Source organism: Streptomyces sp. NPDC054794, assembly GCF_053611585.1.
The window spans coordinates 222,823-238,153 of sequence record NZ_JBSHAQ010000007.1; the positions used below are offsets into that span (position 1 = coordinate 222,823).

15 protein-coding genes are annotated in these 15,331 nt (G+C 73.1%); 8 read left to right on the forward strand and 7 right to left on the reverse strand.

Translation table 11 applies throughout. From position 1 onward, the window contains the following. Window positions 1-5: 5 nt before the first annotated feature. The 5 genes from ACWGKT_RS10015 to ACWGKT_RS10035 form a co-directional block, all read right to left on the reverse strand. The gene (locus ACWGKT_RS10015; protein ID WP_453273188.1) at window positions 6-761 is read right to left on the reverse strand and encodes an SDR family oxidoreductase; all 756 of its coding nucleotides are present in this window, start codon (window positions 759-761) and stop codon (window positions 6-8) included. A 4-nt stretch (window positions 762-765) separates the two neighbouring features. Further along, on the reverse strand, window positions 766-2,550 hold the full coding sequence (locus ACWGKT_RS10020) for a glycoside hydrolase family 15 protein (RefSeq protein WP_453273189.1): 1,785 nt from the start codon (window positions 2,548-2,550) through the stop codon (window positions 766-768). A 73-nt stretch (window positions 2,551-2,623) separates the two neighbouring features. After that, window positions 2,624-3,415 (reverse strand): SURF1 family cytochrome oxidase biogenesis protein, encoded by a 792-nt coding sequence (locus ACWGKT_RS10025; RefSeq protein ID WP_453273190.1) that lies wholly within the window; start codon window positions 3,413-3,415, stop codon window positions 2,624-2,626. A 48-nt stretch (window positions 3,416-3,463) separates the two neighbouring features. After that, a complete protein-coding gene (locus ACWGKT_RS10030) occupies window positions 3,464-3,697 on the reverse strand; it encodes a hypothetical protein (RefSeq protein ID WP_235458175.1) in 234 nt (77 codons plus the stop codon). Window positions 3,698-3,776: 79 nt separating this feature from the next. Further along, a complete protein-coding gene (locus tag ACWGKT_RS10035) occupies window positions 3,777-4,808 on the reverse strand; it encodes a DEDDh family exonuclease (RefSeq protein ID WP_453273191.1) in 1,032 nt (343 codons plus the stop codon). Between the two features lie 191 nt (window positions 4,809-4,999). Here ACWGKT_RS10035 and ACWGKT_RS10040 point away from each other — a divergent pair, with 191 nt between their 5' ends. From ACWGKT_RS10040 to ACWGKT_RS10075, 8 genes are all read left to right on the forward strand, one after another. Beyond that, on the forward strand, window positions 5,000-5,800 hold the full coding sequence (locus ACWGKT_RS10040) for an acetoacetate decarboxylase family protein (protein WP_453273192.1): 801 nt from the start codon (window positions 5,000-5,002) through the stop codon (window positions 5,798-5,800). After that, complete coding sequence (locus ACWGKT_RS10045; RefSeq protein WP_453273228.1) at window positions 5,800-6,684, forward strand: SDR family NAD(P)-dependent oxidoreductase; 885 nt, start codon at window positions 5,800-5,802, stop codon at window positions 6,682-6,684. Before ACWGKT_RS10040 ends, ACWGKT_RS10045 begins: the two co-directional genes overlap by 1 nt. Before the next feature lie 12 nt (window positions 6,685-6,696). Then, a complete protein-coding gene (locus ACWGKT_RS10050) occupies window positions 6,697-7,980 on the forward strand; it encodes an amidohydrolase family protein (protein ID WP_453273193.1) in 1,284 nt (427 codons plus the stop codon). Next, window positions 7,977-9,215: an amidohydrolase family protein gene (locus ACWGKT_RS10055; RefSeq protein ID WP_453273194.1), complete on the forward strand. Its 1,239-nt coding sequence runs from the start codon at window positions 7,977-7,979 to the stop codon at window positions 9,213-9,215. Before ACWGKT_RS10050 ends, ACWGKT_RS10055 begins: the two co-directional genes overlap by 4 nt. Before the next feature lie 72 nt (window positions 9,216-9,287). Further along, entirely contained in the window at window positions 9,288-10,007 is a 720-nt protein-coding gene (locus ACWGKT_RS10060) for a VIT1/CCC1 transporter family protein (protein ID WP_453273195.1), read from the forward strand. Between the two features lie 80 nt (window positions 10,008-10,087). Then, window positions 10,088-10,990, forward strand: a complete 903-nt coding sequence (locus ACWGKT_RS10065) for a sterol desaturase family protein (protein WP_453273196.1) — start codon at window positions 10,088-10,090, stop codon at window positions 10,988-10,990. Next, window positions 10,987-11,673 (forward strand): lysoplasmalogenase, encoded by a 687-nt coding sequence (locus tag ACWGKT_RS10070; protein WP_453273197.1) that lies wholly within the window; start codon window positions 10,987-10,989, stop codon window positions 11,671-11,673. Before ACWGKT_RS10065 ends, ACWGKT_RS10070 begins: the two co-directional genes overlap by 4 nt. Before the next feature lie 70 nt (window positions 11,674-11,743). Next, a complete protein-coding gene (locus tag ACWGKT_RS10075; RefSeq protein WP_453273198.1) occupies window positions 11,744-12,790 on the forward strand; it encodes a zinc-dependent alcohol dehydrogenase family protein in 1,047 nt (348 codons plus the stop codon). Here ACWGKT_RS10075 and ACWGKT_RS10080 read toward each other — a convergent pair whose 3' ends face one another. Continuing rightward, entirely contained in the window at window positions 12,791-13,837 is a 1,047-nt protein-coding gene (locus ACWGKT_RS10080) for a CopD family protein (protein ID WP_453273199.1), read from the reverse strand. A 100-nt stretch (window positions 13,838-13,937) separates the two neighbouring features. Next, the gene (locus ACWGKT_RS10085) at window positions 13,938-15,323 is read right to left on the reverse strand and encodes a CoA transferase (RefSeq protein WP_453273200.1); all 1,386 of its coding nucleotides are present in this window, start codon (window positions 15,321-15,323) and stop codon (window positions 13,938-13,940) included. Window positions 15,324-15,331: the final 8 nt, after the last annotated feature.

A 15,331-nucleotide genomic window follows, 5' to 3' on the forward strand; every position in this document is an offset into this window, starting at 1 on the left:
GCCCGTCAGAATCCGGAACGCATCCCGCCGTCCACCGGCACCATGATCCCGGTCAGATAGGAGGCGGCCGGCGACAGCAGGAACGCCCCCACCCGCCCGAACTCCTCCGGCGTCCCATAGCGCCGCAGCGGAATCCGCGACTCGTTGGCGGCGCGCGTCGCCTCCGGGTCCGCGGACAGCGCGTCCAGCTCCCGCACGCGGTCCGTGTCGATCCGCGACGGGAGCAGACCCACCACCCGGACACCCCGCGGCCCCAGCTCGTCGGCGATGGACTTGGCGAACCCGGCGAGCCCGGGCCGCAGCCCGTTGGAGATGGTCAGCCCCGGAATCGGCTCGTACACCGACGCGGACAGCACGAACCCGATGACACCGCCCGCTTCCAGTTCCGCGGCCGCCGCGCGGGCGAGCCGCACCGCGCCCAGGAACACCGACTCGAACGCCGTCCGCCACTGCTCGTCCGTGTTGTCGGCGACGAACCCGGGCGCCGGCCCGCCCACGCTGATCAGGATGCCGTCGAAGCCGCCGAAGCGTTCGCGGGCGGCCGCGATCAGCCACTCCGGTGCCTGCGGGTCGGCGTTGTCGATGGCCACCCCGGCCGCGTTCGGGCCCAGTTCGGCCGCCGCGTCGGCGACCCGCTGCTCGTCCCGCCCCGTGACGACCACCTTCGCCCCGTCGGCGACGAGCTCGCGCGCCACGGCGTTGCCCAGTCCGCGTGTGGCCCCGGTGACGACGTACACCCGGTCCTTCAGTCCAAGATCCATGGCCCTATCCTGCCCCCTCGCCGTCGAACAGGGCGAGGGCGGTGTTGACCAGACCGATGTGGCTGAACGCCTGCGGGAAGTTGCCCAGCTGACGGCGGGTCCTGGGGTCGTACTCCTCCGACAGCAGCCCCACGTCGTTGGTGAGGTTCAGCAGCCGCTCGAACAGCTCCCGCGCCTCCTGCGTACGGCCCGTCATGTGCAGCGCGTCCGCGAGCCAGAACGAGCACGCGAGGAACGAGCCCTCCCCGCCCGGCAGCCCGTCCACGAGCGAGTCCTCCGTGTCGTAGCGGCGCACGAAGCCGCCGTGGCCGAGCTGCCTGCGGATCGCGTCGATCGTGCCGATCACCCGCGGGTCCTTGGGGGGCAGGAAGCCGCAGCGGGGGATCAGCAGCAGGGCGGCGTCGAGCTCCTGCGAGCCGTAGTGCTGGGTGAAGGTGTTCCGGTCGGGGTCGTAGCCCTTCTCGCACACCTCCCGGTGCACGTCGTCGCGCATCCGCCGCCAGCCGTGCAGGTCGCCGTGCAGGTGCGGGTGCTCCTCCAGGGTCCGTACGGCACGGTCGGCGGCCACCCACACCATGACCTTCGAGTGCACGAACTGACGGCGGCCGCCGCGCACCTCCCACAGGCCTTCGTCGGGCTGCCGCCACTCCTTGCGCAGCCACTCCATCAGCGAGGCCTGGATCGACCAGACGTGCGGCTTGGTGGGCAGGCCCGCCCGGCGGGACAGCCACAGCGAGTCCATGACCTCGCCGTACACGTCCAGTTGGAGCTGGTCCGCGGCGCTGTTGCCGATCCGCACCGGCGCCGAGCGGCCGAAGCCGGACAGCCAGGGCAGTTCGAACTCGGGCAGCCGCCGCTCGCCCGCGAGGCCGTACATGATCCGCAGGTCCGCCGGGACGCCGGCGACCGCGCGCAGCAGCCAGTCGCGCCAGGCCTCGGCCTCCTTGTGATAGCCGGCCGAGAGCAGGGCGCCGAGGGTGAGGGTGGAGTCGCGCAGCCAGCAGTACCGGTAGTCCCAGTTGCGCACGCCGCCCATCTCCTCGGGGAGCGAGGTGGTGGCCGCGGCGACGATGCCGCCGGTCGGCTCGTAGGTGAGGGCCTTGAGGGTGATCAGGGAGCGGACGACGGCGTCCCGGTACGGGCCGTCGTAGCGGCAGCGGGCCGCCCAGCGCCGCCAGTCGCGGACGCTGGCGCGCAGCGCGTCGTACGGGTCGACGAGCGGGGGACGCGGATGGTGCGAGGGGTGCCAGGTGAGCACGAACGCGACCCGCTCGCCCTCCTCGACGGTGAACTCCGAGTGCGTGCCGAAGTCCTGGCCCCAGGTGCGCACGGTGGGCTCGCTGCGCAGCCAGATCGCGTCCGGCCCTGCGACGGCGACGCGGTGGCCGCCGGATCTGCGCATCCACGGCACGACCGCCCCGTAGTCGAAGCGCAGGCGCAGCGTGCTGCGTATGGTGACGCGGCCGCTGACGCCCTCGACGATGCGGACGACGTCGGGGGCGCGGTCGCGCTGGGGCATCAGGTCGGTGACGCGGACCAAGCCGTCTTGGGTGTCCCACTCGGTGTCGAGGACGAGGGTGTCGGGACGGTACGCGCGGCGGGTGCAGGTGTCCGCGCCCTTGGGCGCGATGCGCCAGTGGCCGTTCTCCTCGTCGCCCAGCAGCTTGGCGAAACAGGCGCCCGAGTCGAAGCGGGGGAGGCACAGCCAGTCGATGGACCCGTCCTTGCCGACCAGGGCCGCCGTTTGTTCGTCGCCGATGAGGGCGTAGTCCTCGATGCGGGGGTGCACGGGGTTCCGGGTTCCCGGTGGACCGGGCGGACAATCAGGGAGCGGGGCCGGGCGGGTGACCCGCCGCGGTGGCTCACACCGCGGCCGGTTCCGCCTCCGCTGCCGCTTCCTCGGACGCCGCCTTCGCGCGCTCCCGTGCCTCGCGGCGGACCAGGACGAACCAGCCGACCGGGACGCCCGCGGCGAACAGCCACCACTGGATCATGTACGCGTAGTTCAGCGGGGCGTCTTCCTTGCCCGGGTCGGAGATCTGCTCGGGCGTGTCGCCCTTGGGCGCGGGGGCCGTCTGCTGGATGTAGCCGCCGAGCACCTGGGCGCCGAGCCGGCGCGCCTCCTGCTCGCTGTTGATCAGCATGATCTGCCGGGCCGGCAGTCCCCTGACGTCCTTGATGCCGCTCGCCGCGGTCGTCTCGTCGGCCATCAGCCGCCCGGTGACGGTGGTCCGGCCGCTGGGCGGGGCGGGGATCTTCGGGAAGGCCGTCTGCACCCCGTTCGCCGGGATCCAGCCGCGGTTGACCAGCAGCACCTTGCCGTCCGTCAGCACGAACGGGGTCAGGACGTGGAAGCCGACCTGGTCGTCCGCGCTCACCCGGCGCCGGACCACGACCTCGTGCTCGGTGTCGAAGGTGCCGGTCGCGGTGACGCCGTGGTACTTCTCCGCGCGGGTCACGACATGCCCGGGGGACGTCAGCCGCTCCACGGGGACGGGCTTGGCCGCGAGCGCGTCGGAGACCAGCTGGTTGCGCGCGCTGCGCTCCTCGTACCGGTGCTGCTGCCAGAAGCCCAGCCTGATCATCGTGGGGATCAGAGCCAGGGCGATCAGGGTGAGGATCACCCACTGCCGGGTCAACAGGAAGCGGTACACCCCACGACCGTACAACTCGGACCGTGGGGTGTTTGCGCAGGGGTGTCCTCAGACGCGGTCGACGATCCCCACCTTCCCCTCCGCGCGGGCGCAGTGGGCGCCGCAGTAGAAGCTGCCGTCGGCCTCCACGCCCTGGCTGATGATCGGGACGTCGCAGCGCTCGCAGACGGGGGCCATGCGGTGGATCGCGCAGGAGAAGCAGTCGAAGACGTGCACCGAGCCCTGGGCGTGGACCTCGAAGGTCATTCCGTAGTCATTGCCGCAAACTTCGCATTTCGCCATGCGCCACAGGGTGAGCGGTCGGCGTCGCGCGGGCGAGCGGGCGCCGGGCGAGTCGCGAAGCAATCACCCGTCCGTACGGTCAGGACTCCGGCGCCGCGCTCTCCGTGGCCGCCACACCGCTCCCCGCGGCCGGCTCTACGTCTCCGAGCAGCTGTCCGAACGCCGCCTCGTCCACCACCGGTGTCCCGTGCTGCCGCGCCTTGACCACCTTCGACGTCCCCGAGTCGGGGTCGTTGGTGACGAGCAGGCTGGTCAGCCGGGAGATGCTGGTGGCGACGTGCAGCCCCGCCTCGGTCGCCCGGTCCTCCAGCAGCTCGCGTTCGACCGAGGTGTCCCCGGAGAACGCCACCCGCATGCCCTGCTTGAGTCTTTTGCCCTCTTCGTACCGGCCAGGGTTGGGGTACGGGCAGGCGGGCCGTTTGCGGGACGGGCGCCAACTGGTCGGCCGGTAGCCGCCGTACCCCCCGCTCGACTGTCGGCCGATCCGCGGCGCGGTCCGGTCCGACCACTCGGTCAGCGGCCGGCACTCCAGCAGCGGCAGCCGTACGTCACCCGCCGCCGCGGCCCGCAGACTGGGCCGGAACGCCTCCGCCAGGACGCGCGCGTCGTCCAGCGCGTGGTGCGCCCGTCGCTGCACGACACCGAAGTGCGCCGCCAGCGACTCCAGCTTGTGGTTGGGCAGCGGCAGACCGAGCTCCTTGGAGAGCGCGATGGTGCACAGCCGCTGCCGCACCGGCGCCTCGCGCTCGGCGCGCGCGTACTCACGGGCGATCATCTGCCAGTCGAAGACCGCGTTGTGCGCGACGAGCACCCGGTCCGCCAGCCGGCGCGCGAACTCCTCCGCGACGTCCTCGAAGAGCGGCGCGCCCTCCAGGACGTCACTCGTCAGACCGTGGATCCACACCGGGCCCGGGTCGCGCTCCGGATTGACCAGCGTGTACCAGTGGTCCTCGACCTCGCCGCGCTCGTCCAGCCGGTAGACGGCCGCGGAGATTATCCGGTCGTCCCGGGCCAGCCCGGTGGTCTCCACGTCAACGACCGCGTATCCCTTCGGGTACGCGGCCGGCCACCGGGTGGGGTAGGACGCTGCGGTCGTGCGGTCTTCGAGCATGGTCACTGAGGATACGGGCCACGACCGACAGCGCCGTCCCGCAGGCTCCTCAGCCGCCTTGCCGGGGCCGCCCGTTCGAACACCGGCACCGAGTCGCGAAAGCCCGTGCGCGCGGCTATGGACCTTTTCACCGCCCGGTGCAAGCGTGCTGGCGCCCGGCGATGACGGTCGACGGAAGGGCGGTACGGCGTATGGCACGCGTACGGTACGGCGCACGGACCGAGGCGGAGATCACCGCCTCCCGCACCGCGGGCGCGAAGCTCCCCGACATCTGGTCCACCGGGGTGGTGGCCGTCTGGGAGACCGATCCGGACGCGGTGGCGGCGGTCCTGCCACCCCCGCTCAAGCCGACGGCACGGCCCCTCGTGCGGGTGAACATCAGCAAGGTCGACCTGCCCGGACACCCGCTCGGCGCCGGTTCGTTCGCGGTCGCCGCCGCCCACGAGGCGGTGGAGGGCTGGTACCCGCTCGTCATGCCGATGACCCATGAGCGCGCCCTCACCGGCGGCCGCGAGGTGTTCGGGGAGCCCAAGAAGCTCGGCGAGGTCGTCGTCGAGCGCGACGGCCTCGTCGTACGGGCCTCGATGGCCCGGCACGGCATCGCCTTCGTGGAGGTGCGCGGCGCGGTGAGCGGCCCGCTGCCGCTGCCGGAACCGGCCCGGAAGACCGACTTCTACTTCAAGTTCCTGCCCGCGGTGGACGGTTCGGGCTTCGACGGCGACCCCGTCCTGGTGTACTGCGAACGCGACGAGAAGGCGCGCCGGCTGGAGCGGGTGACCGGGGACGTCGTCCTGCGGGAGTCCCTGTACGACCCCGTCGCCGACCTGCCGGTGCGGCGCCTCGTCGAGATCACGGTCGGCGAGAAGACCAGCACCCAGCGCGGCCGGGTCGTCGAACGCGTCGACGCGCGGGCCCTGTTGCCGTACGTCCACCAGCGCTACGACGATCCTCGACAGATCCTCGACGCGCCTCCCGAGGACGGGGGCGCGTGATGGAGCTGAGGCCGGGACAGGTCGCCGTCGTCACCGGAGCGGCGAGCGGCATCGGGTTCGCGATGGCCCGGCGGTTCGCCGCCGAGGGCCTGAAGGTGGTCCTCGCCGACGTCGAGGAGGCCGCCCTGGAGAAGGCCGCCGCGGTCCTGCGCGCCCAGGGGACCGAGGTGCACGCGCGCGTGGTCGACGTCGGCGTCCGCGAACAGGTCCTGGAACTCGCCGAGGCGGCCTACGGGACGTACGGCGCGGTCCACGTCCTGTGCAACAACGCCGGGGTCGGCTCGGGCGCCGAGGGCCGGATGTGGGAGCACGAACCGAACGACTGGCAGTGGGCGTTCGCGGTCAACGTGTGGGGCGTCTTCCACGGCATCCAGGCGTTCGTGCCGCGGATGCTCGCCGGCGGCGAGCCGGGCCACGTGGTCAACACCTCGTCGGGCGACGGCGGCATCGCGCCCCTGCCCACCGCCTCCGTGTACGCCGTCACCAAGGCGGCCGTCGTCACGATGACCGAGTCCCTGTACGCCCACCTGAAGGCGGAGCACGCGCGCGTGGGCGCCTCGGTGCTCTTCCCCGGGCCGCACATGCTGCGCACGGGCCTGTGGGAGTCGCACCGCAACCGCCCGGCCCGGTACGCCAAGCAGAAGCCGCGCAGAACCCCGTACCGCAGCCTCGGCCAGTGGGAGGCCGCGATGCGCGAGGCCGGCCGGGAGGTGCGGTTCACGCCCGTCGAGGAGGTCGCGGAGCTCGTCGTGGACGGCGTCCGCGCGGACCGCTTCTGGCTGCTGCCGGTCAGCGAGCACAGCGACGCCCAGATCCGGGCGCGGTCCCGGTCGATGCTCGACCGGGCGAACCCGTCGTACCTCGAACACTTCATCCTGGACTGACAGGGGGCTGTAGTGACCGGACAGGACCCGTACCTGATCATTTCCTCCGACTGCCACGCCGGGCTGCCCACCGAGGAGTACCGGCCCTATCTGGACGCCCGTTTCCACCGGGAGTTCGACGAGTTCCTCGCCGGGCGCGACCGGCGCCGCGAGGAGATGACGCGGCTCGGCATCCGCAACGAGGCGTTCGCGAGCAAGTGGTTCCGGGACAACGAGGAGGGGCTGCGCGGGGGCTGGGACGCCGCGCAGCGCGTCAAGGAGCTCGACGGGGACGGGGTGGCCGCGGAGGTGGTCTTCCCGGACGCCGACGCCGTCGACAGCGGGACCGCGGCGCCGTTCGGGGTCGGCCTCGGCCTGTCCGGCGACCACGACCCGGAGCTCGGCATGGCGGGCGCGCGGGCGCACAACCGCTGGCTGGCGGACTTCGTCTCCGAGCATCCCGAACGCCACTGCGGCGTCGCCCTGTTGCCGGTGACGGCCCCCACCCAACAGGTCGTCACCGAGGTGTACCGCGCCAAGGAGTCGGGCCTCGGCGCGCTGATGATCCCCGCGATGTGGGTCGACAAGGAGCCGTACCACGACCGCCGTTACGACCCGGTGTGGGCGGCCGCCGCCGAGTGCCGGATGCCCGTGATCACCCACTCGGGGGCGGCGCCGCGGCACGAGTACGGCGACCATCTGGGGATCTACGTCTCCGAGGTCACCTGGTGGCCGGCCCGGCCGCTCTGGTTCCTGCTGTGGTCCGGCGTGTTCGAGCGCCACCCCGGCCTCAGGTTCGGCGTCGCCGAGTCGGGCTGCTGGTGGCTGCCGAACCTGCTCTGGTTCATGGACCGCCTCTACCTCGGCGCGCACGGCGGCAAGAAGCTGTCCCCCTTCGAGGAGTTGAGGCGCCCGCCGCACGAGTACCTGGACCGCCAGGTCTTCATCTGCGCGACGAACACCAAGCGCCGCGAACTCGCCCAGCGCTACGAGATCGGCGTGGACAACATCCTGTGGGGCAGCGACTTCCCGCACCCGGAGGGCACCTGGCCCGACACGCGCGCGTGGCTGCGGCGGACCTTCCACGACATCCCGGTGACGGAGACGCGCCGCATGCTGGGCCTGGCGGCGGCGGAGGTCTTCGGCTTCGACGTCGCGGCGCTCACTCCGCTGGCCCGCCGCATCGGCCCCAGGCCCGCCGACCTCGGCCAGCCGGACGACCAGGCGGCGGTCGAGGCGTCCTGGGCGCGCTCGCGCGCGGTGGGCCGCCACTGGCTGACGGACAACGACTTCCCGGTCCTGGGGGTGACCTCATGAGCGACGACCGCTACACGGTGATCTCGGCCGACTGCCACGCGGGTGCCGATCTGCTGGACTACAAGCCGTACCTGGAGAAGCGGTACCACGACGAGTTCGACGCGTGGGCGGCCACCTACGTCAACCCGTACGAGGACCTGCTCGCCGACTCGGCCGACCGGAACTGGAACTCCGAGCGGCGCCTGGCCGAGCAGGAGCGGGACGGGATCGTCGCCGAGGTCCTGTTCCCGAACACGATCCCGCCGTTCTTCCCGTCCGGCTCGCTGATGGCACCGGCGCCGACCGCCGGGGAGTTCGCGCTGCGCTGGGCCGGACTGCGCGCCCACAACCGCTGGCTGGCGGACTTCTGCGCGGCCGCCCCGGGCCGCCGGGCGGGCGTCTTCCAGATCCTCCTGAACGACGTCGAGGAGGCGGTCAAGGAGATCCGGTGGGCGGCGTCGGCCGGCCTCAAGGGCGGCCTGATGCTGCCCGGCACACCCCCCGGCTCCGGACTGCCCGAGCTGCACTCGCCGTCGTACGACCCGATCTGGGCCGTGAGCGCGGAACTGGGCATGCCCGTCAACCACCACGCGGGCTCCGCCTCCCCGCCGCTCGGCGACGAACCGGCCGCCCGCGCCGTCTTCATGATCGAGACGACCTGGTTCTCCCACCGGGCGCTGTGGCACCTGGTCTTCGGCGGCGCGTTCCGTCGCCACCCGGGGCTGCGGCTGGTCCTCACCGAGCAGGGCTCGGGCTGGATCCCCGGCGTGCTCGACATGCTGGACTACTACCACGGGCGCCTGGTCGCGGCGGCGACGAAGGCGTCCACGGCCCCGACCGCCGAGGCGAAGTTCGGCACGGGTCTCGCGGACCGCATGGGCCGGGTCCCGTCCGAGGTCTGGCGCGAGAACTGCTTCGTCGGGGCCAGTTTCATGCGCCCGCACGAGGTGCCGCTGCGCGACCGCATCGGCGTCGACAAGATCATGTGGGGCAGTGACTACCCGCACGACGAGGGCACCTACCCGTACTCCCGGGAGGGCCTGCGCTTCGCCTACGCGGGCGTGCCCCGGGACGAGGTCGCCGCGATGCTCGGCGGCAACGCGGCCCGCGTGTACGGCTTCGACCTGTCACACCTGGACCCGATCGCGGCGAAGGTGGGCCCCACGGTCGAGGAGGTCGCGCGTCCCTTGGAGGAAGGACCGGCCGACGCGACGAGTCCGGTGTTCGCACGGGGGGCGTCGGTACGGGTCTGGTGACGTCCGGCGCGTCGGTGGGTGTCGGGCGACCTCCGGCGGCGTCGCTGGGTGCCAGGTGAACTCCGGGGTGCGATGCTCCCTGCTGTGGAACCAACCCATGACGAAGCCCATGGCGGTGCGCTCGGCTCGCGGCTCAACTGGCTGCGGGCCGCCGTCCTGGGCGCGAACGACGGGATCGTGTCCACGGCGGGGCTCGTCGTCGGCGTGGCCGGGGCGACGGACAACCGCTCCGCCCTGCTGACCGCGGGACTGGCGGGACTGCTCGCGGGGTCGATGTCGATGGCGGCGGGAGAGTACGTGTCCGTCTCCACGCAGCGCGACTCGGAGAAGGCCGCCCTCGCCCTGGAGAAGCGGGAACTGAGAGAACAGCCGGAGGCCGAACTGGCGGAGCTGACCGGGCTGCTGGAGGAGCGCGGGCTGTCCCGGGAGGTGGCGCGGGAGGCGGCCGAGCAGCTCACCGCGCGGGACGCGCTGCGGGCCCACGCGCGCGTGGAGCTCGGAATCGACCCGGACGAGCTGACCAACCCCTGGCACGCGGCCTGGGCGAGCTTCCTCGCCTTCACCGTGGGCGCTCTGCTGCCCCTCCTCGCGATCGTCCTCCCACCGGCGGGTCTACGGGTCCTGGTCACCGTGGTCTCGGTACTGGCCGCGCTCGTCCTGACCGGCTGGAGCAGCGCGCGACTGGGCGCGGCGCGCCCGAGGCGGGCGGTACTGCGCAACGTGGCGGGCGGAGCCCTGGCCATGGGGGTCACCTACGCCGCCGGAACGCTGCTGGGCGTGGCCGGGGTCTAGACCCGCGCGGGGCGCCGGACCGAAATACTTCTGGGTAACAAGCTCTAGCCGCGGTCGGCCGGCGCCTCTACCGTGCACCCATGCCGAACCTCCCGGATGCCGTGGTCTGGTCGATTCCCGCCTTCGTGCTGCTCACCGTCGTCGAGATGATCAGCTACCGCCTCCATTCCGACGAGGACGCGGCCGGGTACGCGGCGAAGGACGCCGCCACCAGCGTCTCCATGGGGCTCGGCAGCCTCTTCTTCGACGCGCTGTGGAAGATCCCGATCGTCACGATCTACACGGCGGTCCACGCGGCCACCCCGCTGCGCGTGCCCGTCCTGTGGTGGACGGTGCTCCTGATGCTGCTCGCCCAGGACTTCTTCTACTACTGGTCCCACCGCGGCCACCACGTGATCCGCATCCTGTGGGCCTGCCACGTCGTCCACCACTCCAGCGAGAGGTTCAACCTCTCCACCGCGCTGCGTCAGCCCTGGACGAGCCTGACCTCCTGGCCGTTCTACGTCCCGCTGATCGCCGCCGGCGTGCACCCGGCCGCGCTCGCCTTCTGTTCCTCGGTGAACCTCGTCTACCAGTTCTGGATCCACACAGAGCGGATCGACAGACTGCCCCGCTGGTTCGAGTTCGTCTTCAACACGCCGTCGCACCACCGGGTGCACCACGCCTCCCAGGGCGGCTATCTGGACCGCAACTTCGGCGGGATCCTGATCGTCTGGGACCGGCTCTTCGGGTCCTTCGTGCCCGAGGTCGAGCGCCCCGTGTACGGGCTGACCAAGAACATCGGCACGCACCACCCGATCAAGGTCGCCACGCACGAGTACGCCGCCATCGCCAGGGACGTGAAACAGGCCACGGGCTGGGGCGAGCGGGCCGGACGGGTGTTCAGGGGGCCGGGCTGGCAGCCACCGGCGACGGGGGACGAGACCGCGGCCGGTGGGCCCTCGGCCGGTGCGGCCGCGACCGGGGAGGCCGCTGCCGCGTGAGATCGCCCCGTCTGCTCCTCATCGCCTTCGCCCTGGTCGCCGACGTCGACCTCGCCTCCCTGGCGGCGGGCCTCCACACCGGACACGTGGTGGCCAAGGTGCTGCTCATGCCCCTGCTCGCCGCCTACGCGTTCGCGAGCGGCGCGCCCCGGCTCCTGATCGCCGGGCTGCTGTGCGGCTGGGGCGGTGACGTGCTGCTGCTGTCCGACGCGGACCCCGCGTTCATGGCGGGCATGGCCTGCTTCGCGGCCGGCCACGTCTGCTACCTGGTCCTGTTCGGCCGCTTCCCCGCCCCACGCGCGCGTGCCCGCCGCCTCGTCCCCCTCTACGCCGTCGCCCTCGCCACCACCGTCACCCTGCTGTGGCCGGACCTGCCCGCGGACCTGAGGGTCCCGGTCGCCGGTTACAGCGCCCTGCTCACGGCGATGGCCTGCTCGGCGGGCCTCCGGCTCGGCCCGGTCGCCGGCCTCGGCGGCGCGCTCTTCATGCTCTCCGACACCATGATCGCGACCGGCATCGCGGGCTGGCCCCAGTCGCCCCGGCCCGACTTCTGGATCATGCTCACCTACGCCGCGGCGCAGTACCTGATCGTGAGCGGCACTCTCGACGCGCCGCCCGCGCCGCCCGCGCCGCCCGCGCCGGCCACGGCGTACCGTGAAGTGCGCTCCTCGATCACCCCCTGAGCACCGCACTCGCCGAGCACAGCACCCCCTGAGCACCGGTCCCCGCCCTCGCACGAGAAGGATCCTCGCCATGCGCGCCACCACCATCCACGCCCCCTACGACATGCGTGTGGAGGACGTGCCCGAGCCCGTGGTGCAGCTGCCCACCGACGCGGTGGTGCGTGTGCTGCGGGCCTGCATCTGCGGCAGCGACCTGTGGGCGTACCGCGGCGAGGCGTCCCGGCAGCCGGGGCAGCGGATCGGGCACGAGTTCCTCGGCCTCGTCGAGGACACCGGCTCCGAGGTGGGCACGGTCAGGCGCGGCGACCTCGTGGTGGCGCCCTTCGTGTGGTCCGACGGGGTCTGTGACTACTGCCGCGAGGGCCTGACCACCTCCTGCGAGCACGGCGGCTTCTGGGGCTCCGTCGGCTACGACGGCGGCCAGGGCGAGGCCGTGCGCGTGCCGTTCGCCGACGGCACCCTCGTCCAGCTGCCCAAGGACGCGGCCTCCGACGAGCACCTGCTGTCCGCGCTGCTGACCCTCTCCGACGTGCTCGGCACCGGCCACCACGCCGCCCTCGGCGCGGGCGCCCGCCCGGGCGCGACCGTCGCCGTCGTCGGGGACGGCGCCGTCGGCCTGTGCGCCGTCCTCGCCGCCAAGCGGCTCGGCGCCGAGCGGATCATCGCGCTGGGCCGCCACGAGGTCCGTACGGACATCGCGCGCCGCTTCGGCGCCACCGACGTCGTCGCCGAGCGCGGGGAGGCGGCCGTCGAGGCGGTCCGCGCGCTCACCCGCGGCCAGGGCGCGCACGCGGTCGTCGAGGCCGTCGGCACCGAGCAGTCGATGCGTACGGCGGTCGACATCGCCCGCGACGGTGGCGCGATCGGCTTCGTCGGCGTGCCCCACGGCAGCGGCACCGGCCTGGACCTCGACGTGATGTTCGACCGGAACATCGCGCTGCGCGGCGGCGTCGCACCGGTCCGCACGTACATCCCGCAGCTGCTGCCCGACATCCTCGACGGCACCATCGACCCCTCGCCCGTCTTCGACATGACGGTCGGCCTGGAGGGCGTACCTGAGGGCTACAAGGCGATGGACGAGCGCACCGCGCTCAAAGTGCTGATGACCAACGGCTGATCAGGACCAGCGGATCGGCACCGGCAGCGCCGTCAGCAGTCCCGACACCGCCACCACCACGCCCAGCACGACGACTTCGGCGCGCGCGGGCGTGTACGCGGTGAGCGGATCGGGCGCCCGGCGCAGCCGGATCCGGGCCCACACGGCGAGCACGGCGACGGCGGTCACGAGGATCACCTTGGCGAGCAGGGTGCGCCCGTACGCCGTCGTCGTCAGCTGGTCCAGCACGGTGGCCGCCGGCATCCGGCGCAGGGCGCTGCACACGCCCGTGGCGGTGATGGCCGCGAGCAGGAGGGCGGCCACGCGCGCGTAGAGCCCCAACAGCGCGGCGCTCACCCCTGCGGAGCCCGAGTCTCCGATGCCGGCCTGTTCAGTCCCGCCGCGCCACAGCCGCAGGGTCCGCAGCACCTGCAGCAGGGCCCCCACCCACAGCGCCGCGCACGTCAGATGCACGAGCGTCAGGGAGGAGCCGAACAAGGGATTGTGCTCGGTCGTGGGGTGGGCGCGCAGGGCCTCCGCGCCCACGATCGCCGCCAGCGGCCAGACCTGGGTGCCGGGCCGGCGCGAGAGCGCGCACAGGCCGGCCACGAAGAACGCGTTGACCTCCAGGAGCGCGAGCGCGCCGTCGCGGGTGCCGTACAGGCCGCCGACGTCGATCTGGGAGAGGCCGCTCGGCACGAGGTTGCCGGTCGCCACGACCGAGGCCAGCCCGAGCGCCGCGACGAAGCCGGCGGCGGCCGCGTACGGGGCCCGGCTGCGGGGGACGGCGGCGGGGGCGCCGGGCAGCCGGCGGGCCAGCCGGTTCACGAACAGCTCGCCCGCCGGTACGCACAGCGCCGCGAACAGCACCATGCGCAGCAGGGCGATGCCGCCGACGCCGGGTGCCGCGGCCTCGCCGGTGCCGTGCAGCGCGGTGGAGGGGCCCAGCAGCGAGATCAGCGCGGCCAGGGTCACCAGGGCCAGGGCGGCGACGGCCCGGAGCGTCCCGGGCCGGCCGCCGCTCCTGCTCGTGCCGTCCGCCTTGACCGTCGGTCGTATCAACGTCACCCCTGGATCTTGGCCAGCCGCTACAAAACGGGGCAAGTCCCGGAAAGCAACCGGGAGATGGGAATTCCGCCCCTTGATACGGATCCGGCCACCCGCCCGCTCAGTCCCAGCCCGGCGCGTCCGTCCCCCAGGGCACGGGCGGCCGCGCCCAGTCGACGGGTCCGCCGACGAAGGACACGGCGGGCAGGGCGTACCGCACCCGCCCGAAGACACTGTCCCGCTCGCCGAACCGAGGATCCACCGCGGTGCTCGGCCCGTTCGGCAAGACGTCGCCCGCCTCCTCGTGTTCGACCTCCTCCGTCAGCCAGCGCGCGGTCCGGGCCAGGGCCAGCCGTACGGACCGGCTGCCGCCGTCGTGCGACTGCTCGGTCAGGGCCCGCAGCACCGCGCCCGCCAGTAGATAGCCCGTGCCGTGGTCCAGGGCCTGCGCGGGCAGCGCGCCGGGCCGTTCGGTGGACCCCTCGACCGTCGCGATGCCGGTGGCGACCTGCACCAGGCTGTCGAAGCCGCGCCGCCCGGCCCACGGTCCGTACGCGCCCCAGGCCGACACCTGGGCCACGACCAGCCCGGGCCGTCGTTCGACGAGCGCCTCGGGGGAGAGACCGAAGCGGTCCAGGGCGCCCGGCCGGTAGCCGGTCACCACGACGTCCGCCGCGGCCAGCAGCTCCTCGAAGGTCCGCCGGTCCACCGCGAGGTCCAGCGTCGCCGATCGCTTCCCGATGCCGGTGTCCGCGTGCAGGTCGGGGAGTTCGGGCAGCCGGGGCGCGTCCAGACGCAGCACGTCCGCGCCGAGCAGGGCGAGGGTGCGGGTGGCCACCGGGCCCGCCAGGACCCGGGTCAGGTCCAGCACGCGCAGTCCGGCGGCGGGCAGCAGGGGAGCGGAGTCCGCGAGCGGCGCGAGCACGCGCGCGGGTGCCGAGTCCAGTCGTACGCGCTCGACCAGCGGCCGTCCGGCCAGGACCGCGGACTGCTCGTGCGCGGCCCACTGCTCGGGGGTGCGCAGGGCGACGGCGAGGCCTCCGGCGCCGTACACGGTCTCCTCCGCCTCCAGCGCGGAGCACTCGGCGAACCGGGCGGCGACGTCCTCCGGCGAGGCGTGCCGGGGCAGCTTCAACGCGTCCAGCAGTCTCGTCCGGTGGTGCGGATAGTTGGCGTGGGTGCGCACCCAGCCGTCCGCCGTCCGCCAGAGCCGGGACAGGGGTGCGAAGGAGACCGGCGCCCGCCCGTCGACCCGCAGCAGCCGCTCACTGAGAAAGGCGGCCGCGACCGCCGCGTCGTCGACCCGAACCTCCGGCACCTCGGCGAGCCCCGCCCGCCGCGCCCCCAACTCGGCGGCGGCCAGCGCACACGCCCCCACGCAGGCGCGCCCCAACTCCCGTACCGGCAGCCTCGCTTCGAGCGCTTCCCGGCGTACGACGGTGCCCACCCGCGAGAGCAGAGCGGGATCGCCGCCCACCGCGTCCCATGCGAACTTGATTCCAGTCATGACTGTAC